Here is a 21048-nt window from a genome sequence, read left to right on the forward strand (position 1 = left end):
ACAATAAAATCAATAAATAGACTACTAACGGCTCTTCGCATCAGGCACAATAATTGAAGCTCATACTAAATTATAATTGAGGAGAGATCTTCTAATGACTGCTCAATCTGTCATTTTGCCATTACCATCAGATCATGCCCGTTTTATTGTTCTTCGTTTAAAAGATTTAACAATTGCTGAATTAAAAGAACAACTCGAAGCTTTATTCGAAACACGTGACCGTCTCATTACTCAACATTCAGACGCACAAATTAAGACAGCAGTCGCTTTTGGTCCAGAACTTTGGAAGCAACTTTACAGTCAATCTCCTGCTGGTTTTAAACAACTTGAACCAGAAAATGGCGCATTCAATATGCCAGTCGTACCAGCTGATGTGCTTATTCACATTGCCAGTATGCGTTCTGATATCTGTTTTGCTTTAAGCCAAGCATTTTTTGAAGGGATTAAAGATAAAGTTGAAGTTCTGGATGAGCGTGTATGCTTCCGTTATTTCGATGGTCGCGATATTACTGGCTTTATAGATGGTACTGAAAACCCTCAATTTCCAGATGACCGCGCAGAAACTGCTCTCCTCCCAGAAAGTGCTGGAGTATTTGCAGATGGTAGTTTCATATTTGCGCAGCGCTATGCACATGACTTGGAAAAATGGAAAAAACTTAAAGTCGATGCACAAGAAAATGTCATGGGCCGTACCAAGCTTGAATCTATTGAATTAGATGATGATGTTAAACCGGAAAATGCCCATGTCGCTCGTACTGTCGTTGAAGATGAGGAAGGCGAAGAAATGGAAATCCTACGTCACAGCTTACCTTATGGTGACGGTCGAGGTGATCAAGGTTTATTCTTCATTGCTTACACTAAAGACCTGAGCATTATTGATGCGATGTTAAAGCGCATGTTTGGTACAAGTGGGGATGGCATCCATGACCGCTTATTGCACTTCGTGACACCGCTTGACGGGGCATATTACTTTGCACCAAGTGAAGAACTATTAGAAGAAATTTTAGAGGCTTAAAAGAAAAAAAGAGGAGCTTAAGCTCCTCTTTTCACATTCTCATTCTTAGAAAGGAATACGCTTATATTTACGGTATTCTGGTTTCCAGAACGATTGATCAATCTTCTGCTTAAGCAAATCATCACTAATGGTTACAGCCACACCATCTGCCATTGCAGCTTTTGCCACTTCAAATGCAATTACTTTAGACACTTGTTGAATTTCACCTAAAGGTGGCAATAAATCCGCTTGTGGATCTTTCAGCAACGGTGAACAGTCTGCTAAAGCACTACTTGAAGCCATGAGCATGTTTTCTGTAACGCGTTTAGCGCCTGATGCTACTACACCTAAACCAATACCAGGGAAGATGTATGAGTTATTGCACTGCGAAATATTATAAAGCTTGCCGTGATGATTTACAGGTGCAAATGGGCTACCCGTTGCAATTAATGCTTTACCTTCAGTCCATTCCACAATATCCGCCGGTACTGCTTCTACACGCGAAGTCGGGTTAGATAACGGCATCACAATTGGTCGTTCACAATTGGCAGCCATTGTTTTAATAATTTCTTCGGTGAATAGGCCCGGCTGACCAGAAACACCGATTAATACTGTAGGCTTGGCATTTTTAACAACATCAAGCAGTGAAATCACTTCTTCAATATTGCCCCATTGGTCTACTACTTCAGCTTTTTGAGCTAACTTACGTTGGAAGTCTAATAGGTTTGGCTGATTTTCAGTGATCAAACCAAAACGATCTACCATGTAAACACGAGCACGTGCTTCAGCATCGGTTAGACCTTCTGAAACCATTTGTGCAACGATTTGCTCTGCAATACCACAACCAGCCGAACCTGCACCTAAGAAAGCAATTGTTTGGTCTTTTAATTGTTTACCTGCTGCACGGCTTGCAGCAATTAAACTACCAACAGAAACCGCTGCTGTTCCTTGAATATCATCATTGAAACAACAAATTTTATCGCGATATTTTTCTAAAAGTGGCATCGCATTTTTTTGTGCGAAATCTTCAAACTGGATGAGTGCTTTTGGCCAACGACGTTTTACAGCTTCAATCACCATATCTACAAAGTCATAATACTCATCACCACTAATACGTGGTTGACGCCATCCCATGTAGATCGGGTCATTTAATAATTGAGGGTTATTCGTCCCTACATCAATTGTGATTGGCAATGTGTAAGCAGGACTAATACCACCACATGCGGTGTAAAGCGAAAGTTTTCCAATTGGAATACCCATGCCACCAATACCTTGGTCACCAAGGCCTAAAATACGTTCACCATCTGTAATCACGATGACTTTGACATTATTTTTATTAACGTTTTGCAAAATATCATCAATCACATCACGATCTGGATATGAAATGAAAACACCACGATGACGGCGATAGATATCAGAGAAACGTTGACATGCCTCACCCACAGTTGGCGTGTAAATAATTGGCATCATCTCTTCAAGATGATTTTCAATTAAGTGGTAGAACAGAGTTTCGTTGGTATCTTGGATATTACGTAAATAGATGTGCTTATTAATATCATCATTGAAAGCACAATATTGCTGATAAGAGCGTTGGCTTTGCTCTTCGATAGTTTCAATAATATGTGGAAGTAACCCGTGTAAGTTAAAGTTACTTCTTTCTTCTTGAGTGAAAGCGGACCCTTTATTCAAAAGGGGTAACTCTAAAAGTGTATAGCCTGCATAAGGGATATAAAGGGGATGTTTACTTGGGTGACCTGATATCATTGCCTATCTCATTTTCCAGCTTAGAACTCAGAAAAGTACAGTTTCAGCACTCTCTAAAGCTTGTTGTATGCGTAAGCTTAAGACTATTTAATACAAAATAGGTATTTTAAACTGTGATATTGAAATTAAATACTATTTAGAAAAAACATATAACAAAATTAATATTAAAAATTAATTACTTACATTTTTCATATTTTTTTAAATTATTCTTTCTCAACTCTATATCTGACTTAGAATCTTATATTTTTACCCTATCTTACATTTCTATAAAAAATACCAAGTGTTTTACTATCTTATAATTTCAAAAATATTACCTAAAAAGCCTGTATTTACGTATTTTTAGAATTTAATTATGTTCATTTTTTAATATTTACAAAAAAAATAGTTCCATGAAACTTCAAGAAAGAAATTAAATGAAAGCGTTAAATGCACTCCCCTAACTCATAGGAAATTTGCTATATTTGACGTTTTTCTGCGACATCTATTTTCGATTGATATGAATACGGCAATACAAGCAGCTCTCGACCATGCAGTGCAAACCCTTCAGCAAGAAGGTGTGCTTCCTTCGGATTGGAATAATTCAAGCAATTTAACACGCACCAAAGACCGAAGCCATGGCGATTTTGCTTCTAATATTGCCATGATCGGCTCTAAAGCTGCTGGTATGAAACCACGCGATTTAGCTGAGAAAATTCTAGCAGCGCTACCAGAAGTTGCAGACATCAGCAAAGCTGAAATTGCAGGCCCTGGTTTTATCAATTTCTTTTTAAATGCAGATCAACGTTTTGCAATTCTTGACCAGATTCAGGCTCAAAAAGAAAGCTTTGGTCGTAGCCAATCAAATGCAGCTAAAAAGATTCAAGTTGAATTCGTTTCTGCAAACCCAACGTCTAGCCTACACGTAGGTCATGGCCGTGGTGCTGCTTATGGTATGACTGTTGCAAACTTACTTGAAGCAACAGGTGCTAAAGTTGATCGCGAATATTATGTAAATGATGCTGGCCGTCAAATGGATATTTTGGCGACTTCTACTTATTTACGTTATTTGGAATTACTTGGACAAAACCTTGTATTCCCTAAAAATGCATATCAAGGCGATTACGTTAAAGAAATCGCACAAGGCATCATTAATAGAGATGGCGATGCTTACGTTCATGAAGTTGCGAATGTTTATAAAGATGTACCAGAAGACGTGCAATATGCTGAAGAGCTAGATAGCGAAGGCAACAAAGTCGTATTATCTGGCGACAAAGAAAAACACATTGACGGTCTTATTGCCAACTCACAACAATTATTAGGTGAAGGCTACCGCGTATTCCATCAAGCAGCACTTCATGCCATTTTAGATGATATTAAAGATGACCTTGCTGACTTCGGCGTAACCTTTAACCAATGGTTTAGTGAAGCATCTCTTAGCGCAAAAATTGACGAAGCGTTAGAAACACTTGATCAACGCGGCTTCTTATATGAAAAAGATGGCAACATCTGGTTTAAATCAACTGAATTTGGCGATGAAAAAGACCGTGTTGTGAAGCGCCGTAATGGTCAAACGACTTACTTTGCATCTGACATTGCTTACCACTTAAACAAACTACAACGTGGTTATACTGACCTTGTTGATATTTGGGGTTCTGACCACCACGGTTATATCTCTCGCGTAAAAGCTGCGATTGATGCAATGGGTTATGACTCGAAAAAATTAACTGTTCTTTTAGTTCAGTTCGTAAGCTTATGGCGCGGTGGTGAGATGGTTCAAATGTCATCTCGTTCAGGTCAATTCGTGACTTTACGTGACTTGCGTAAAGAAGTCGGCAATGACGCAGCTCGTTTCTACTACGTGATGCGTAAAAGTGAACAACACATTGACTTTGACCTTGACCTTGCTGTTTCACAAAGTAAAGACAATGCGGTGTATTATATTCAATACGCTCATGCACGTATTTGCCGTATGCTAGAAAAAGCAGCGAGCACTGGCTTACAATTTGAAGTAAGTGCTGCTCGTTCACATGCTGCACGTTTATCACTTGATGCAGAAACTGAAATTCTTGCTAAACTGGCTGCATATCCAGACGTTGTGTTACGTGCTGCTAATGCATATGAACCACACCAAGTAGGTAACTACTTAAAAGAATTAGCTGCGCTATTCCACGGTTGGTACAATGAACACAAAGTTTTAAGTGATGATGCTGAACTTACACAAGCACGCTTATTACTTTCAATCAATGTACAGCAAGTATTGCGCAATGGCTTAGATTTACTCGGTGTTTCTGCACCTGAAGCCATGTAAGTTAGTGTTGGGGTGTTTGGTCAAAGCCATATACCCCTTCATGCTGTAAGAAATAACGCTTTGCAAGGAAATCTATCTATGCGAAGCGATGTTTTAAAGTAAACGAGAACTAAACTCGAAATAAAACAATCAAAATACAGAGGAATAATCCACGTGTTTGGCAAAACGCAACGCGGTGTATCTGAAAGACCTAACAAGCCTAAAAAGCCTTTAATTCCTAAATGGTTAGGGACACTTGTCGCTATTTTAGCGGTCTTATGTATCGCAGTAATGCTCATGCTTTGGAAACCGTGGCAACCTGTTTCCTCAAAAAACCAGATTACTTCTGAGCACTATAAAGAAGAAGAAACCAATAAAGATTACCGCTTTTATGATCTATTGCCTCAACAGCAGGTCACTCCTATTCCGGAACAGGCAATTCCAGAAAGTAAAAATCAGGGTACTGCCATGATTGTAGAAGCACCTAGTACAGCTCAACCTGCCGCTTCTGAACCTGCAAGTGTAAGCACTGACGACACTACTGACTCAACAGCTGCTATACCTCAACAACCAAATTATATTTTACAAGTTCGAAGCTATACTGACCCCGATCAAGCAGATGCTCGACGTGCAGAAATCATTTTAAATGGCTTATCGGCTGATGTAATTAAAAGCTCTGAGAATGGAAAAACTTGGTATCGTGTTATTTCTGGTCCATATGACACTCAAGAAGCTGCTCTCGCTGCTCAACAAACATTGCAGCATAGCGGTATTGACTCTATTGTGATTAAACGCAGATAAAGATTAAGCAATAAAAAAGGAACAAATATTTGTTCCTTTTCTTTTATATATCAGCACAATTTCTTTCGTTTGACCCTAAACCTTTCTGTCTCGCTTTTTGAAAAGCTGGTCTTTGCTGAATCCGATGTAAGAATGCTTGAATATGCGGATATTTACCTTGAAGACGTGACTGTAAAGCCTCTAGTGGAAAACTCATTTGAATATCTGCAAATGAAAAATCCCCTGCAAAATATTCATGCTCAGCCAAATAATTTTCTAAAAAACTAATATGGTCTTTCATACGTGGACGAACAAAATTTGCTTTAACCCCTTCTGTAATTTTCTTTGCCATAGGCTGAATTAGCCAAGGTACATGTTTATTGACGTTGTTCATGACCAAAGTCATCACTAATAACGGCATAAGTGAGCCTTCGGCATAGTGCATCCAGTAAATATACTGCTGTAAATCCTGAGCTTGCTTAGGTTTAAACTGCTGTTTTTGATCATATCGCTGCTGCAAATACTCTAAAATAACAGCCGATTCTGCGATAACTTGCTCATCATCTGTCAAAATAGGTGCCTTGCCGAGCGGATGAATACATTTCAATGTTTCTGGTGCTGAATAGTTCGGAAGACGTTGATAAAAATGAATATCATAATCCAAGCCTAACTCTTCTAAAGCCCATAAAATCCGAAACGATCGCGAACATTCCAGGTGGTGTACACTAATCATGGTATTGCCTACTTTTATTTTTCTTTTTTACATAAAAAACAGCATGTGATCATGCTGTTTTATTCCATTTTTGGGATGGATATAAATCATCCACCGCAACAAAATAGCATTTTTATGCTGTAACAAGCACAGTATGAATGTCTAAACTACGTAACAAAGTTTTAGTGACTGGGGTTTTACTGCATATGGTTAAGATTTTTTGCTGAAGTTCTTCGTTTGGAAGTTCTTTAAAAACAATACGACGCTCGATATGTTCTTCATGCTCTCGATTGGTATGAAAATCAATTTCAACCGAGTACTCACCAAAATCATAACCCTTATGTTTTGCATACATTCTTAAAGTAATAAGTGTACATGCTGCCAGACTTCCGGTAAGCAAATCATAAGGTGCAGGCCCTTGATCATGCCCTTCTAGCTTTTCAGGCTCATCACAAAAGTATTGATGACGGCCGCTGGTAATTTCACCTTTCCATTGTTCTGCAAGAGGCTTTGCTTTACTACTCGCAATTACTGCTGTCATTTTGATGCTCTCATTTGATCTGGAAGAACTGGTGCTTCTAAGCGGGCACCCACATAATCTGGAATTTCACCAAAACGCACGTCATGATTAACCCATTGCTCACGTGCTTCTTTTAAATCGTCCATCGTACGTGCAACGAAATTCCACCATAATAAGATCGGAGTTTCAAAAGGTTCACCACCGATTAATAGCACACGGTTCCCTTTCTTTACTTCAATCTCAATTTCGTTCAAACCTGTATCTAATACAACCATATTGTCAGCAGTAAGTTCATGGCCATTCACATGAGCTACGCCATCTAATGCCATAAAACCATATTCAAATTCAGGATTTAGTGGAATACGTGTTTTAGTATCTTGGGTAGCAATGAGATCAACCCCTACTAACGGTGTATGAACCACAACTGGAGAAGTCGTCTCTAAATATTCACCCACTAGTACAGTAAATTCTAGACCATCTTTTTCAACAACAGGAAGATCGGGATAATGTTCAAATTTCGGATCCATGTTGCGCTTATGGTCCGGTAATGCGATCCAGAGCTGTGCCGCATGCATTTGAGTTTCAGTATCAGGTGCAACCTCGGTATGAGAAATACCATGTCCCGCTGTCATTAAATTAACTTGTTTAGGACGAATTAATTGCTTTGACCCTAAACTATCTGTATGCATCATGGTCCCTTCAATCATCCAAGTGAAGGTTTGCAAACCAATATGTGGATGAGGTCCTACATCTAAACCATTGCCGGCAGGAAATGTTACTGGTCCTGCATGATCTAAAAAGCACCATGCCCCAATCATTCTTTTTTGTCGACTAGGTAAAGCCCGCTTAATCACCGTCCCCTGTCCAATTTCGGCAGAGCGAATTGGAAATTCCTGAATAAATTGATTGGCAAATTTTTCGCAATCCTTTGAATCCGAAATATCGTAATCGTTATTATTGCTCATGATATTACTCTCTTTTACCTATGCTTGTGCAATGAGTCGTTATACTGATCTTAACAATACACTCATTATTCAATATAGTCTTTTAGTAATACACAGGGTGCCATGAATGAGACAATCAATTTTTAACAATCGAAAATTTAAAGGTATATGGCCAACTTAAGGTGATTGAGTCTTAACTTGTTGTTTTAAATTCTTCATAAATTGCCCAAACTGTGGCAAGAATTCTTGAAACAATGGATGGTCTCGATTTTCTAACATGACTTCACTAAATAACTTTAGACCGACCGCAAAAGACTTTGTGGTTTGATCATCAAAAAATTCTGCGTTCTTTAACTTTTCAACAATCTCAAAAATATCGTCATGATTACCAGTATAGAACTCGAGCCTTTCCGTATAGGTAGAAACTTCCCCTTTGGCATCTTTTAAATGTTGTACCGTAACGTGATATTGATGCTGTTTCATACATAAACTCTCTATTAAAGTTGATAGTTTTTGGATAATTTCAACCTGTTTAAGGCCCACTTATAGGCGCCCAATCGCAACAGCAGCCTGATCAATTTTTTCAGCAATTTGATAGATCTGCTCTTGCTTCAAGTCAGTGGTATTCAATTTCAAACGTAAAGCCGTCTTTAAGTTTTCCATGGCACGGTGAATTTCGATTAATTGATCATTACTGTGAATTTCACGTCTCAAACGCAATTTCTCTAACAACCCACTTAGCTTGTCTTGGTGTTCATTTAAATAAGCTTCCCCAAATTCCGTAATTTGATATTGTTTACGCTCTACATCTAGCAAGTTAATGAGGTTCATTTCTTCCAGGCTAGTTAAAGTCGGATAGATTGTTCCTGCACTTGGCGTATAGCCATCGCCTACCAAATCACTTATTTCTTTAATAATTTCATAACCATGCTTAGGACTTTGCTGAATAAGATGAAGGACTAAAAGTTTCATACGTCCAGCTTCAAAAAGTCTCCCACGACGCCCCGAACGGTGATGGCCGTGATGATGGTCATTATGTTCAGCATGATGATGTTCTGATTGTTGTCTCATCTTTGAAGGTTCTCTGATATACTAATTTATAACCATTAAGATATATCTTAATGTATCTTATATCAAGAAAAAGTAATAAAAGCCAATCTATTACTTTGATAATTATTAAAATTAATATTATTTTCTTTAAATGCTAAGTAATAAAAAAAGAGTGCTTAAGCACTCTTATATAGCCGTATGTTTAGTAAAGTCGGTAAAAAAGCCAGAATCTAAAAAATTATTATGTGATCAAATTTCTTTTCTGCTCAAACTGCTCTTCAATTTTTGAACTCAGAAAATTAACAATAGGCTGCAAAGCATAATGTTCCTCTTGCCAATTTTGTTTGCCTATTTCCCCTCTATATTCCTGTATAAGCCGCTGCAATACGAATTTCTGCTCAGGAGGAAGCTGAGGCATAACCCATCGAGCTGCTTTGTCTTTTGAAGCAATACCCTTCATGACTAAACTAAAATAGATCCGGCATAAAGCTAAAATCTGGTTTCTTTCATCTGCATCCTCATCCCAATGAGCTACAATTTCGGGATAAGTATCAGACATTGCTTGCCATAGTTCTTGATCAGAAATTTCAGGTGCCCATTGGTCCAAAGCTGGACCAAATAAAACTGTATGATGAAATCTCGCTTTTCTAAGCAATATACTAATATCTGGGTCTTTCTGCGAACTTAATGTTCCACCTTCTTTAAGTTCTTCACGTAGCCATTCACCAAACTGCATTTCATAACTTAAAGGATAATTTCCAGACTGAATCTCGTCTTTTAATAAAATAGTAACTTCTAATGGTCTTTGTAATTCTCCAACAGGCTGTGAAATTTTTAGTAATTCTTGTGCAAGCTGCTCGCGTAAAGCAGATGTTAATGGTTGAGTAACCACGACCATAACATCAAGGTCACTTTCTGGCCCTAAGCCACCATCAACAGCTGAACCATAAAGATAGATTGCAAATAATGATTTCGCTAAAAGTTGCTGTAATTTTTCTTGTAGATATTCTAACTGAATGAAATCAGACATCTCTCACCTCCTTCGGAAGAAACAGATATAAAAAAGGCAGGATTTAATCCCGCCTTTTCATTTGATTATTCCCACTCAATCGTTGCTGGTGGTTTAGATGACACGTCGTATACCACACGTGATACATCTTTAATTTCGTTCATAATGCGTGTTGAGATTTTATCAACCAATTCGTATGGTAAATGTGCAAAACGAGCTGTCATAAAGTCAACTGTTTCAACTGCACGAAGCGCAATCACCCATGCATAGCGACGGCCATCACCGACTACACCTACTGATTTAACAGGTTGGAAGACAGCAAATGCTTGAGCTGTTTTATCATACCAACCGCTGTCACGAAGCTCTTGCATAAAGATATCATCAGCAAGACGAAGAATATCTGCATATTCTTTTTTCACTTCACCCAAAATACGAACGCCTAAACCTGGGCCCGGGAATGGATGACGGTAGATCATGCTGTGCGGTAAACCAAGTGTAGTACCTAATTTACGTACTTCATCTTTAAACAAATCACGTAAAGGTTCAACCAATTCAAATGCTAAATCGTCTGGTAAACCACCCACATTGTGGTGAGATTTAATAACGTGTGCTTTACCTTGTTTGCTTGCAGCAGATTCAATTACGTCTGGGTAAATTGTACCTTGCGCCAAGAATTTCACGCCATCAAGTTTACGTGCTTCTTCAGCAAATACTTCAATAAACTCACGACCAATAATTTTACGCTTCGCTTCAGGATCGGTAACGCCAGCTAGAGCATTTAAGAAGCGCGCTTCTGCATCTGCACGAATAACACGAATACCCATGTTTTCAGCAAACATTTGCATCACTTGGTCACCTTCGTTTAAACGAAGCAAACCATTATCAACAAATACACATGTTAATTGGTCACCAATCGCTTTGTGTAAAAGCGCAGCAACAACAGATGAGTCAACACCACCAGACAGGCCTAAAAGTACTTTCTCGTTACCAATTTGCTCACGTAACTGCTCTACACGCAAATCGATGATGTGTTCAGGTGTCCAAAGGCCACCGCATCCACAAATTTTGTGAACGAAATTAGAAAGTAGCTCTTCACCTTTTGCCGTGTGTGTTACTTCTGGGTGGAACTGAACACCGTAAAAACGGCGTGTTTCATCACTTACAGCAGCAACTGGACAGCTTGGTGTGCTTGCAGTAATCGTAAAACCTTCTGGAATCTGGCTCACTTTGTCGCCGTGGCTCATCCAAACGTGTAGTTGGTTTTCGCGGTCTTGTAAGTTGCCAATAAGTTGGTCACGTTTAACGATATCAACTTCGGCATAACCAAACTCATGTACAGTACCCGGCTCAACTTTACCGCCTAACTGTTCAGACATGGTTTGTAAACCATAGCAAATACCCAATACTGGAACGCCTAATTCAAACACCACTTGCGGTGCGCGAGGGCTGCCCTCTTCATGCACACTCTCAGGTCCACCTGATAAAATGATACCGTTTGGCTTAAAAGCACGGATGTCTTCTTCAGACATATCAAAGGCATACATTTCAGAGTAAACACCAGCTTCACGTACACGACGTGCAATGAGCTGACTATATTGAGAGCCGAAATCCAGGATCAGGATACGATCTTCAGTAATTTGAGTATTGGTAGTCATGACAAACCACTAAATGGCAAAAGAATTAAGCGCGCCATTTTAACATTTTTCACGCTTCGACGCACCGCAAATCATCATATATCTTATTTTTTTCATATTAGAATCATTTTAATAGTTAGAATAATCGATATAAAATATTATTTATTTATATTTATCAACACCCTAAAAGTTACTTTAGAACTTCATGCACATTGATAAATTCATCACATTCTATGCAACATCATAATGAATTTGATGTTAAGATGACCCGATAAAACAGGCATTACCATGGAAAGGTAAATACCATTAAGCGATATTTGTCTGACCTTAAACAGTTATCCGTTTTTTATGGCTTGTTGCCCCATATCAAAATCAATAGAAATCTAAGGAACAACAATGCTTCAAACTATGATTGCAGATTTCCAGCAACATTTTTGGTTGTATGTCTCTATTCCTTTCATGAGTGGTTTAATTGGCTATGTCACTAAAGTGATTGCCATTCAAATGATGTTTTCACCACTTGAATTTAAAGGTATTAAACCGTTTTTTGGCTGGCAAGGTATTGTGCCTCGTAAAGCCGAAAAAATGGCAACGACTGCTGTAGAGCTTATGACGGCTAAGCTCATTAAGCCCGAAGAAATTTTTGCTCGCCTTGACCCAAAGCGTATTGCTAAAGAAATTGAAAAACCATTAATGGCAGCAGCAGAAGATATTACCCGTGAGGTTGCTCAAGAATATCAACCAGGCTTATGGGAAGGCATGCCTGAGTTTGCCCGCCAAAGACTGATCCGCAGAGTGCAATCAAAAGCCCCGGAAATTGTCGAGCACATCATGAGTGAAGTGCAACGTGACGTAAATCGTTATTTTGATATTAAACATTTGGTCATTAGTAATTTACTTAAAGACAAACGCCTACTGAACAATATTTTTAAACGTGTAGGCAAACAAGAGTTTAAGTTTTTCAGTAACGTTGGTTTTGTATTTGGTTTTGGTATTGGTGTAATCCAGATGCTCTGCTGGATTGTCACACAAGGAAAATATCCTTGGATGCTACCTCTGTTTGGCGGATTTGTAGGTTTTTTTAGTGACTGGATTGCCCTACAAATGATGTTTAGACCCCTCTATCCGAAAAAAATATTGGGCTATACATGGCAAGGTCTATTTATTAAACGTCAAAATGAAGTGGCAGCTGACTATGCAGCTTTAATTTCCAAACAACTTTTGACTTCACGTCATATGATGGAAGAGTTGTTTTCAGGTACACACTCTGCACGTGTTATTGAGCTGGTTAACCGTCATGTCAAACAGGAAATTGACATGCAAGCAGGTGTAATCCGCCCACTCGTTGTTTATGCAATTGGTGGAGAAAAATACCAGAATATGAAAACTCAGGTTGCGGAACGTATCATGCAGCAACTTCCAGAGACCATGAAATATGTTGAGTCTTATGCAGAAGATGCCATGAATATTCGCAATACCCTGATTGAGCGTATGCAGAAATTAACGCCTTCGGAATTTGAAGGTATGCTACGTCCAGCCTTTAAAGAAGATGAGTGGGCACTCATTGCAGTAGGCGCGGTACTTGGTTTTGTTGTTGGTGAGCTACAAATCCAGTTTATGCTTTAATTTTTAAATATAAAAAAACCGGATGAATGAATCATCCGGTTTTTATTTTGCTTTAGATATTATTTTTCAATTGCATGGTCGAGGCTAATACGTCCAGCACCGTGAAGCATCAAGAAGAATAAACCACCTGCCATTGCAAGATTTTTCATAAAGTGGATGCCATTGTTATATTGTGCTGCTGCATCAGCCCCACCTTGGTGAAATAAGAACGCAGTTAAGATGCTAAAGATCCCAAGACCAAAAGCTGCGAAACGTGCTTGGAAACCAAATAACAACGCTAAACCACCACCGAACTCAACCAGAATAACTAATGGTAGAAGTCCACCTGGAACACCCATTGCTTCCATATATCCTGCAGTTGCTGCATAACCGGTAATTTTCCCCCAACCAGCAGCAAGAAAGATATAAGCGATAAGAAGACGAGCAACAAGGCTAATAAAACTGTCTGCGCCTGGTTGCGTCACGATATTTTTGACCACCACATTTGGATTAAACATATTGCCACCTTTATTTAATGCTTATTTGTTGATGAACTCATTCTAGGTTTGGGACATTGATAATTAAATACTCAAAATCCATATATATCGTTGCACAAATAGGATGATCAATTTGTATATTTTTGATGTTTTATACTGACTTTCTATAGGCTCACTGCTAGGATTTGAGCACGGTTTACCACTTAATCATCTCATGGAACTTCTTGATTTTATTCTACACGTTGATCAGCATCTCGCCGAATTTATCACAAATTACGGGACGTGGATTTATGGCATTTTATTTTTAATTATTTTTGTCGAAACCGGTTTAGTGGTTATGCCGTTCTTACCGGGTGACAGCTTACTGTTCGCAGCAGGTGCTTTAGCGGCTTCTACAGGCACAATAGACCCTTGGTTACTGGGCATTCTACTCTTCATTGCCGCGGTTTTAGGCGATACAGTGAACTATCATATTGGGCGTTTTATCGGTCCACGCGTATTTGAGATGAATTCACGCTTTATTAATAAGCAACATTTAATTAAGACTCAAGAATTCTTCGCCCGTCATGGTGGCAAGACTATTATTTTTGCACGTTTCATTCCATTTGCTCGTACCTTTGCACCTTTCGTTGCTGGCGCTGGCAGCATGAATTATAAGTTTTTCTTAACTTATAACATAATTGGCGCATTCTGTTGGGTAGCTTCTTTTGTCACTTTAGGCTATCTCTTCGGTGGACATCCACTTGTAAAAGATAACTTTACCCACCTTATTTTTGGCATCATTATTATTAGTATTTTACCGGGTGTGATCGGCTTCATACGTCAAAAGCTAAAAAACCAAAAAGCTAACGTTTAAAGAGCAATTAGAAAAAACGGAATACCACCGGAAGCATACATAAAATAAGTAACATGGCCGATCCTTTATATAGATGATCGGCCTTTATTTTTTTCATTGATCCTGTCAATAAAGCACGTCCGAAAAACATCCAGAAACTTGCTGCTGGAATAAGAATCAAAGTAAAAGCAGCCAGAACCATGAGAAAATTCTCAGGCGAATTCCATGTTTCAGCGGGGAAAATACCTGCGGCAAAAAGTAAAGACTTAGGATTTTTTAAAGTTGAGAAGAATAATTGACGTGGGCGAATATTACGATGATTTTGACTAAATTGTTGTAAATGCGTGGTTTTCCATAAACGGAATGCCATCCAGAATACATATAATACGCTAGTGATGTGCAAAATAAGCAGTAGTGCAGGCCAAACCGGATCTGCCAAATGAATGAACACTGCCCAAAAACTAATGCCATAAGCGTAGCCCAACCATTCCATTGGAATAAGCCAGAATGTTTTAGATAAACCTTGTGAGTGAGCGGCGGTTGCAAGTAATGCGTTTGTCGGGCCCGGAATAAGTAAAACAGCCAACATTGCTAATACAAAAAACCAGCTCTCAATCATATAATTTCCACATTAGTAAAGATGCGGCAACATTAAACGAAATGGGCAAAATATAGCAAGTTTAGAGCGTATTCCGATTAGAAAGAATACAAGTTATTCTAAGGCTTATTTTTAAAAAATTATTGATTTATAATAATTTTGTTATGAAACATTTTGCTAAACTTTATTCATCACAATATGCAATTAGTTAGCATATTGTGATGCAAAACTGATGATTAATTCGTCTTTTTCCGAACAATAATTGGACAATTCTTAAACTGAGCAGCCTGAACAATGGCTTCTTGTTGACCTAATACACGTGAAAGTTCGGTGTTTTTGGTTGAAGAAGATTGTCCCATATTGACAGAGATGGATGGGCCGAATCCCCAACCGCCTCGTCCCCAGCCACCGCCAAGCCCAAGTCCAACACCCATACCTGTACTTTTTGGTGTCTGTACACCATTGTCGATATATTGTTGAATACGGTTATATTCACTTTGTAGCTGCTGGCAACTCAAAGATTGATACTGCGTCGGAGACACATAAGTCGGTTTTACCGTTGTAGCACAAGCGCCCAATAGTAAAGTGGCCGCTGCCAAAGGCACAATATATAAGCCTTTCATCATTTTTCTCTTATCGTTTTGGTTCAATTTCGCTGAACAATGCCTCATAAGACTGAGTCAATTTGTGTTCTGGCGCTAAGTGAGCCAAAGGTAAATTTTTCTGATGTGATTCTTTCATCAAAATCGAAGGCGGTAACATGCTATTGAGCACTGGTAACCCTTCATCTTTTAACTGTTGAACCACTTCCCGAGGTAGTTTTGCTTGGGACTGGAACTGATTCACCACAATTCCTTCAATTTCCAAGCGATCATTATGATCATCTTGCGTTTCGAGAACATTTTCAATCAATGTTTGTAAAGCACGCTTTGAAAAGACATCACAGTCGAAAGGAATCAGAACCTTATCTGCTGCAATTAATGCAGACAATGTGAAAAAGTTAAAGGCTGGAGGTGTGTCAATATAAATGCGGTCATAGCGCCCGACCAAGCTTTGAATAGAGTCACGCAATTTATAAATTTTATGTTTGCTTTCAAGTGCATGTTCAAGAGCACCGAGCGTAGGGCTAGCCGGAAGCACATCTAATTTTGCAAAGGATGTAGAGTGTACAAAACTGTCGAGATCTTTGTTGCGTGGAGCTTTTAGAATTGAGCCCAGTGCGTTCCCAATTAAACCTTTTTGTTGATTATTTCCCAACACATCTTCAAAGAAGTTTTCAATATTTGGTTCTAAAACTGCTTTATCAGCAGCGTATGTTGCTTCTTCGCCTAAAAGGTATTGGCTTGAGTTGGCTTGAGGATCAAGATCGATAACCAAGGTCCTTAAGCCATGTTTGGCACTAATGGCAGCCAAATTTACAGTAATACTTGATTTCCCTACACCGCCTTTTTGGTTAAACACCACACGAGTTAGCATGTTTCCCTCTACATATTTTTTTACTGTATGCAGTTTAACCTAGAGCTTACGCAAAAAGGCAAAGAATGTAGAACAATTAAGCAAAAACAGGTTTCACTATTACCAAAATAATAATGGCGACAAATGCGATTGCACTAATGACCAAACCCGCACGGCGCTGAGCTAGTAAAATAGTGTCATCCTTTTTAAAGGCTTTCATTAAAGATGATAAGAGCACTAAAAATAAGATAATTTTAGCGTAGAACCATGGCTGTACCTGAAAGTTCTTCATCACCAGTAAAATTGCTCCGGTAATGAAAACCACGGTAAATGACAAATGCTGTAAAGCAACTAAAGCTTTACGCCCTGCTGGGTTAGGTTGTTCACCTTGTACACCAATAAATAGTGTAGAAGCGCGTAATACAAAAACCATAAGTGCGGCTGCTACCGCAGTCATATGGATAATTTTAGTGAGTAAATGTGCATCCATAAACTAAGCCCTTAGCTTTTAGGTGCATGTGCACATTCTGGACTCGCTGGCGCTTGGCCTTGCCACTCACTTGGTAAATAAGCGTGGATTGCTAAAGCATGAATTTGTCCTGGATTCATTAAATCAGAAGCCAAGGCATAAACTTTTTGATGACGCTGAACCAAACGCAAGCCGTTAAATTCTTCACTCACCACAATCACTTTAAAGTGGGATTCTTTACCAGGAAAATAACCACCGTGGCCGGCAGACTCATTAATGACTTCTAAATGGCTAGGTGCAAGGGTCTGTAACCGTTCAATCAACTGTTGTTCAAGGCTCATAGCTTTTCCTTTTACGATTATTCGTATATTTAGACCTAGTATACCCTGTCTACACACAAACAAAAGTTGCTCTTGTACGCTTTGACTTCAAACAAAATGTCTATTTATTCGGCAACTTATCAATAAAAATAACTCTAAATGCTCATTTCTGTTTTTATTTTATGCAATCAGCATAATTATTTGCATAAAGTTGTTGACCCTTGTTTTGCTTAATGTATTATAAGCGGCACGCGGGAATAGCTCAGTTGGTAGAGCATAACCTTGCCAAGGTTGGGGTCGCGAGTTCGAGTCTCGTTTCCCGCTCCAGATTGGTTTTTTTTGAGAAAGTTTTAGTAAAAACTGCTCATACATGCGGGAATAGCTCAGTTGGTATATATTTAGAATTTCAAAATCACTCATTGCAGTGATTTAAGTTAGTTATGTTCGCAAGGTTCTAGAGTTATTCGATGTGTAGATATATAAGGTAATAATTGAAAACAATCTATATTAAAGCTTTCTAGGCAATGACTCTGCTGTAAACATAGGGAAAAGATAAAACTATAATTGTAGATATAACTTTTAAAATGATACTGCTCGGTTCTTTGCACATCATTCTTGGTTAAATCGCAAAATTGTATATGTTCAGGTGATACATGAAAGTTGAGCTTCTTTAAATGACGGCTCATTCCTTCACCAGTACATTTAATATAGGATTCTTTTAAGGTCCATATTTGAAAAAAACGTTGATATACACTAGTTGGATTAGTCCATTCATTTTGCTGAATCCATTCAATTTCACTTGGCGCTAACACGCTATCGACACGCCTCCATTCGAACTCATGGTTCATTCTTTCAACATCGACTCCTATTTCTCCTTTTTCTGTCACAGCAAAGACAATAAGGTCCGCTGAGTGACTAAGATTAAAATAAATAGCCTTATTGCCTCGTACAAATGGTTTGCCGTTAGGTTGTAATTGAATGATGACCTCATGGGGTGAGATACCCAACTTATCTGATAAAACAGACTTCATTAACACACGAGAAATTAAGAAAAGTCGTGCAGCATGAGAATGATATTGATCATATCTCAACTTTTCTGCCTCATTGAGAAAGCTGAGATAATGACTCAATATGAGATGGTTGTCTGGTACCCGTAAAATTGGGCAAACATAAACCTGTACGTTCGCTACATCAGACATCACTAAGCTGTGCTGTAGTGCTAATGTACTTTGTCAGAACCGGTGTAAGGTAATCATAAACCGCTTCTACATGGGTAACGTGTGGATTATGACCTGCGCCAGCGATGATATGTACAGGAATCTCAGGACTGATTGGAGTAACAATTGGATCTTTCTCTCCCACAATAATCTCGATTTTAGATCGAAGCTCAGAAAGCAAAGCTGTCTGTGCTGCGCGCTGCTGCGGCAAATTAATGTGGTGCATGTACTCACTAATATGCTTAGACACTGACATGCGGCGTAGTGAATCCATCGCATATCTCACTGACAGATTTTGTTGCCCCTCTGGATGTAAATCTTTAGCAATCACATCTTTCGGCACAAAACGGAAAATGAGTTTAGATATCGCTTGTATCTGAAACATTTTTGCAGCCTGTGCCTGAACAAAATAAGGCGATATAAGGATAAGGCGTGCAACTTTATCTGGATATTTCTTTGCAAGATTTAATGCAAAAAGACATCCTAATGAGTGGGCAATCACCACACTATTTGGTGCCAAAAGCTCTGCCGCAGTATCAATAAATTGATGGTTATTATCTTCCATCATTTCATAACTACCTGAACGCCCAAGTCCCGGTAAGTCCATCATAGCGACCTGATCATAAGTAATTTTATTGATGATTGGAGACCAACATGCACTATCAAATGGAATGCCGTGTAAAAATAATGCAGAAACTTTTTCTGAACCAACTGGCTGTTTAGTATAAATTTCTGTCCAATAGCGGTTCTGATAGCTAAAAGAATTAGGTGTTGGTACTTGCATACGACCAAAACGTGTAAACACCAAGCGATCAATCCAACGAGAAAAATAAGGCATGATACTGATCAAGTCTGCGATGCCCATCTTCGCCGCCATCGCCTCTGCCCCAGCAACATGGTAGTGCTCGGTAGAAATGAAAGAAAGTTGCTCTTTAGAACCGTCAAGTAATACCTCTGGTAATTTCTCGAGCAAAACTTTAGGTATTTGTAAATGTGGTGAGCTAACTCCCAAATGCTCAGCAGCTAGGTGAACTAGGCGATGAAATTTGGGTGTCGCAGGATCAAGCAGCATATATTCCTGAGCAATAGTTTCAGGATAAGACATCGTTCGGATCAAAAAGCTCACGATATACTGCATATTGCATAGAGGTAGGAATGTGTCACGACCACCTGGTAATGCCAGTAAACGTCCCTGATAGAGCTTATCAATCATGTCCGCAATACCAATATATTGCATATCGCCATAATTATAAAAACCATCAATGACTGTGGCTGGATTTATTGCAGTCCATGGCACATTTAAACGCTTACAGGCCTCAATGAAAGCTTGATGCCCTAAAATTTTTGAAGCCTCATAACCACCATGTTTGCAATACAACTCATCAGCCGATTCTTGTGGCGGCGCAGCCACACGATACCCACCAATCCAGATAAATCGCTCAAGCTGCTTCAATGTTGCAGCCCATTCAATTAACGCCAGCCCTGACTTAATATTGGTACGCTCAGCTTCAGCTTTGCTAATGCCCCAATTAAATGATGCTGCGAGATGATAAATTACATGAATTTTTGTCTGAGCGTCCGATAATAGAGAGTCCAGCTTAAAATCGCGGCTTAAATCATATTCAACAAAAGATATAGATGGATCAACCAGCCCTTGGGTTGCAATGAAACCTAATAGCTTATCTTTCTTGGTTGCGGCATTACGCAGCGCAGCAATCACCTGATGACCTTCACGCAGAAGTTCAACGATCAATCTGCTGCCAATAAAACCTGCTGCACCTGTTACTAATATGGTCTTCCGTGAAAAATTATCTTTTTTTGCGTTATTTAAATTATCCATAAATCACCTTATTAGGTGCTGGGCACTCCAGCATTGTTTTGAAGCGAGTTATCTTAAAAGTTATATCGAACCTGGGCATACACCAGACTGTTATCTCTAAATTGTCCTAGTACCGTATCATTTCTGCCCCAGAAGCGATCTCCACCTGCATTTAACTGCCAGTGATCATTGAGGTTGTAGTTAATACGTACTCTCAACAACTCATTAGGCTCTGGTGCAAAATAGAATCCTGTAAACTCTAACTTTAAATTGTCATTCAATAGGTTAAGCGCATAACGCAGCATAGCTCCATACTGATCTTGCTCATATTGATCACTAATCGTTTGCTGATAACGGTAAACTTCTTTCACTAATGGATTTGTTAGGCTATCGGCGGACTTCACATCCTCCGTATGTTTGTACACGCCTACTAAACTCAGCGTAGAATTTTTTAATGACCATTCCGGTCCCATAACTACAGTTAAATTATTTTTCTTATGGGTAAGATCTTCGCTGCCATTCGAGTTAGTCTTTGTATATGCAGCTTCACCGCGCCATAC

Annotated in this window: 21 protein-coding genes, 1 tRNA gene and 1 pseudogene; 6 read left to right on the forward strand and 17 right to left on the reverse strand. The window is 39.0% G+C overall.

The genetic code is table 11. From position 1 onward, the window contains the following. Positions 1 to 94 precede the first annotated feature (94 nt). Positions 95 to 1015, forward strand: coding sequence for a Dyp-type peroxidase (locus C1642_RS00705; RefSeq protein ID WP_000126807.1), 921 nt, complete (start codon positions 95 to 97; stop codon positions 1013 to 1015). 45 nt (positions 1016 to 1060) lie between these two features. Here the strand turns inward: C1642_RS00705 and C1642_RS00710 are convergent, their stop codons facing one another. Then, complete coding sequence (locus C1642_RS00710) at positions 1061 to 2758, reverse strand: NAD-dependent malic enzyme (protein WP_000623101.1); 1698 nt, start codon at positions 2756 to 2758, stop codon at positions 1061 to 1063. Positions 2759 to 3254: 496 nt separating this feature from the next. Between C1642_RS00710 and argS the strand changes: the two genes are divergently transcribed. Together argS and C1642_RS00720 are read left to right on the forward strand one after the other, a co-directional pair. Further along, complete coding sequence (gene argS / locus C1642_RS00715) at positions 3255 to 5045, forward strand: arginine--tRNA ligase (RefSeq protein WP_103235760.1); 1791 nt, start codon at positions 3255 to 3257, stop codon at positions 5043 to 5045. A gap of 153 nt (positions 5046 to 5198) precedes the next feature. After that, the gene (locus C1642_RS00720; protein WP_000467262.1) at positions 5199 to 5825 is read left to right on the forward strand and encodes an SPOR domain-containing protein; all 627 of its coding nucleotides are present in this window, start codon (positions 5199 to 5201) and stop codon (positions 5823 to 5825) included. Positions 5826 to 5868: 43 nt separating this feature from the next. Here the strand turns inward: C1642_RS00720 and C1642_RS00725 are convergent, their stop codons facing one another. From C1642_RS00725 to guaA, 7 genes are all read right to left on the reverse strand, one after another. Next, entirely contained in the window at positions 5869 to 6537 is a 669-nt protein-coding gene (locus C1642_RS00725; protein WP_103235761.1) for a glutathione S-transferase family protein, read from the reverse strand. 112 nt (positions 6538 to 6649) lie between these two features. Beyond that, positions 6650 to 7057 (reverse strand): OsmC family protein, encoded by a 408-nt coding sequence (locus C1642_RS00730; RefSeq protein WP_000127662.1) that lies wholly within the window; start codon positions 7055 to 7057, stop codon positions 6650 to 6652. Next, positions 7054 to 8001 carry a pirin family protein gene (locus C1642_RS00735; RefSeq protein ID WP_000069626.1) on the reverse strand — a complete coding sequence of 316 codons (948 nt, stop codon included), beginning with the start codon at positions 7999 to 8001 and terminating at the stop codon, positions 7054 to 7056. The genes C1642_RS00730 and C1642_RS00735 overlap by 4 nt, the downstream gene beginning before the upstream one ends. A 156-nt stretch (positions 8002 to 8157) precedes the next feature. Beyond that, positions 8158 to 8463, reverse strand: coding sequence for a DUF3861 domain-containing protein (locus C1642_RS00740; RefSeq protein WP_000809284.1), 306 nt, complete (start codon positions 8461 to 8463; stop codon positions 8158 to 8160). A 60-nt stretch (positions 8464 to 8523) separates the two neighbouring features. Next, positions 8524 to 9051: a PadR family transcriptional regulator gene (locus tag C1642_RS00745; RefSeq protein ID WP_001249777.1), complete on the reverse strand. Its 528-nt coding sequence runs from the start codon at positions 9049 to 9051 to the stop codon at positions 8524 to 8526. A gap of 220 nt (positions 9052 to 9271) precedes the next feature. Beyond that, positions 9272 to 10060 carry an ANT(3'')-II family aminoglycoside nucleotidyltransferase gene (locus C1642_RS00750; RefSeq protein ID WP_103235762.1) on the reverse strand — a complete coding sequence of 263 codons (789 nt, stop codon included), beginning with the start codon at positions 10058 to 10060 and terminating at the stop codon, positions 9272 to 9274. Between the two features lie 65 nt (positions 10061 to 10125). After that, entirely contained in the window at positions 10126 to 11694 is a 1569-nt protein-coding gene (gene guaA, locus C1642_RS00755) for a glutamine-hydrolyzing GMP synthase (protein ID WP_000210750.1), read from the reverse strand. 387 nt (positions 11695 to 12081) lie between these two features. Here guaA and C1642_RS00760 point away from each other — a divergent pair, with 387 nt between their 5' ends. Beyond that, positions 12082 to 13299, forward strand: a complete 1218-nt coding sequence (locus C1642_RS00760) for a DUF445 domain-containing protein (RefSeq protein WP_169518027.1) — start codon at positions 12082 to 12084, stop codon at positions 13297 to 13299. Positions 13300 to 13358: 59 nt separating this feature from the next. On the opposite strand, the gene C1642_RS00765 is transcribed toward C1642_RS00760, so the two are convergent. Continuing rightward, positions 13359 to 13796: a DoxX family protein gene (locus C1642_RS00765; protein WP_000483007.1), complete on the reverse strand. Its 438-nt coding sequence runs from the start codon at positions 13794 to 13796 to the stop codon at positions 13359 to 13361. 193 nt (positions 13797 to 13989) lie between these two features. On the opposite strand from C1642_RS00765, the gene C1642_RS00770 reads away from it, so the two are divergent. After that, positions 13990 to 14631, forward strand: coding sequence for a DedA family protein (locus C1642_RS00770; RefSeq protein ID WP_103235763.1), 642 nt, complete (start codon positions 13990 to 13992; stop codon positions 14629 to 14631). Positions 14632 to 14638: 7 nt separating this feature from the next. Here C1642_RS00770 and C1642_RS00775 read toward each other — a convergent pair whose 3' ends face one another. The 5 genes from C1642_RS00775 to C1642_RS00795 form a co-directional block, all read right to left on the reverse strand. Continuing rightward, positions 14639 to 15229 (reverse strand): LysE family translocator, encoded by a 591-nt coding sequence (locus C1642_RS00775; RefSeq protein ID WP_000573143.1) that lies wholly within the window; start codon positions 15227 to 15229, stop codon positions 14639 to 14641. 215 nt (positions 15230 to 15444) lie between these two features. Next, positions 15445 to 15831, reverse strand: a complete 387-nt coding sequence (locus C1642_RS00780) for a hypothetical protein (RefSeq protein WP_000677529.1) — start codon at positions 15829 to 15831, stop codon at positions 15445 to 15447. Between the two features lie 10 nt (positions 15832 to 15841). Continuing rightward, positions 15842 to 16684, reverse strand: coding sequence for a ParA family protein (locus C1642_RS00785; protein ID WP_000957990.1), 843 nt, complete (start codon positions 16682 to 16684; stop codon positions 15842 to 15844). A gap of 76 nt (positions 16685 to 16760) precedes the next feature. Next, positions 16761 to 17153 carry a SirB2 family protein gene (locus C1642_RS00790; protein ID WP_000338675.1) on the reverse strand — a complete coding sequence of 131 codons (393 nt, stop codon included), beginning with the start codon at positions 17151 to 17153 and terminating at the stop codon, positions 16761 to 16763. An 11-nt stretch (positions 17154 to 17164) separates the two neighbouring features. After that, positions 17165 to 17473 carry a BolA family protein gene (locus tag C1642_RS00795; RefSeq protein WP_000051228.1) on the reverse strand — a complete coding sequence of 103 codons (309 nt, stop codon included), beginning with the start codon at positions 17471 to 17473 and terminating at the stop codon, positions 17165 to 17167. A 230-nt stretch (positions 17474 to 17703) separates the two neighbouring features. Here C1642_RS00795 and C1642_RS00800 point away from each other — a divergent pair. Then, positions 17704 to 17779, forward strand: a tRNA-Gly gene (locus C1642_RS00800). 107 nt (positions 17780 to 17886) lie between these two features. On the opposite strand, the gene C1642_RS00805 is transcribed toward C1642_RS00800, so the two are convergent. The 3 genes and pseudogenes from C1642_RS00805 to C1642_RS00815 all read right to left on the reverse strand — a co-directional run. Then, a complete protein-coding gene (locus C1642_RS00805) occupies positions 17887 to 18651 on the reverse strand; it encodes a 4'-phosphopantetheinyl transferase family protein (RefSeq protein ID WP_103235764.1) in 765 nt (254 codons plus the stop codon). Next, positions 18644 to 20509 carry an alpha/beta fold hydrolase gene (locus C1642_RS00810; RefSeq protein WP_103235765.1) on the reverse strand — a complete coding sequence of 622 codons (1866 nt, stop codon included), beginning with the start codon at positions 20507 to 20509 and terminating at the stop codon, positions 18644 to 18646. The genes C1642_RS00805 and C1642_RS00810 overlap by 8 nt, the downstream gene beginning before the upstream one ends. Positions 20510 to 20562: 53 nt before the next feature. Then, positions 20563 to 21048 (reverse strand): annotated as a pseudogene (locus C1642_RS00815) (porin); the annotation flags it as partial.

The organism is Acinetobacter sp. AKBS16, from assembly GCF_002899995.1.
GTDB classification, from domain to species: domain Bacteria; phylum Pseudomonadota; class Gammaproteobacteria; order Pseudomonadales; family Moraxellaceae; genus Acinetobacter; species Acinetobacter baumannii.

Excerpts from the sequence above, each read along its gene's own strand:
- C1642_RS00705 (WP_000126807.1), top strand. The coding sequence starts at position 95 with ATGACTGCTCAATCTGTCATTTTGCCATTACCATCAGATCATGCCCGT.
- C1642_RS00710 (WP_000623101.1), bottom strand. The coding sequence starts at position 2,758 with ATGATATCAGGTCACCCAAGTAAACATCCCCTTTATATCCCTTATGCA.
- argS (WP_103235760.1), top strand. The coding sequence starts at position 3,255 with ATGAATACGGCAATACAAGCAGCTCTCGACCATGCAGTGCAAACCCTT.
- C1642_RS00725 (WP_103235761.1), bottom strand. The coding sequence starts at position 6,537 with ATGATTAGTGTACACCACCTGGAATGTTCGCGATCGTTTCGGATTTTA.
- C1642_RS00730 (WP_000127662.1), bottom strand. The coding sequence starts at position 7,057 with ATGACAGCAGTAATTGCGAGTAGTAAAGCAAAGCCTCTTGCAGAACAA.
- C1642_RS00735 (WP_000069626.1), bottom strand. The coding sequence starts at position 8,001 with ATGAGCAATAATAACGATTACGATATTTCGGATTCAAAGGATTGCGAA.
- C1642_RS00740 (WP_000809284.1), bottom strand. The coding sequence starts at position 8,463 with ATGAAACAGCATCAATATCACGTTACGGTACAACATTTAAAAGATGCC.
- C1642_RS00745 (WP_001249777.1), bottom strand. The coding sequence starts at position 9,051 with ATGAGACAACAATCAGAACATCATCATGCTGAACATAATGACCATCAT.
- C1642_RS00750 (WP_103235762.1), bottom strand. The coding sequence starts at position 10,060 with ATGTCTGATTTCATTCAGTTAGAATATCTACAAGAAAAATTACAGCAA.
- guaA (WP_000210750.1), bottom strand. The coding sequence starts at position 11,694 with ATGACTACCAATACTCAAATTACTGAAGATCGTATCCTGATCCTGGAT.
- C1642_RS00760 (WP_169518027.1), top strand. The coding sequence starts at position 12,082 with ATGATTGCAGATTTCCAGCAACATTTTTGGTTGTATGTCTCTATTCCT.
- C1642_RS00765 (WP_000483007.1), bottom strand. The coding sequence starts at position 13,796 with ATGTTTAATCCAAATGTGGTGGTCAAAAATATCGTGACGCAACCAGGC.
- C1642_RS00770 (WP_103235763.1), top strand. The coding sequence starts at position 13,990 with ATGGAACTTCTTGATTTTATTCTACACGTTGATCAGCATCTCGCCGAA.
- C1642_RS00775 (WP_000573143.1), bottom strand. The coding sequence starts at position 15,229 with ATGATTGAGAGCTGGTTTTTTGTATTAGCAATGTTGGCTGTTTTACTT.
- C1642_RS00780 (WP_000677529.1), bottom strand. The coding sequence starts at position 15,831 with ATGAAAGGCTTATATATTGTGCCTTTGGCAGCGGCCACTTTACTATTG.
- C1642_RS00785 (WP_000957990.1), bottom strand. The coding sequence starts at position 16,684 with ATGCTAACTCGTGTGGTGTTTAACCAAAAAGGCGGTGTAGGGAAATCA.
- C1642_RS00790 (WP_000338675.1), bottom strand. The coding sequence starts at position 17,153 with ATGGATGCACATTTACTCACTAAAATTATCCATATGACTGCGGTAGCA.
- C1642_RS00795 (WP_000051228.1), bottom strand. The coding sequence starts at position 17,473 with ATGAGCCTTGAACAACAGTTGATTGAACGGTTACAGACCCTTGCACCT.
- C1642_RS00805 (WP_103235764.1), bottom strand. The coding sequence starts at position 18,651 with ATGTCTGATGTAGCGAACGTACAGGTTTATGTTTGCCCAATTTTACGG.
- C1642_RS00810 (WP_103235765.1), bottom strand. The coding sequence starts at position 20,509 with ATGGATAATTTAAATAACGCAAAAAAAGATAATTTTTCACGGAAGACC.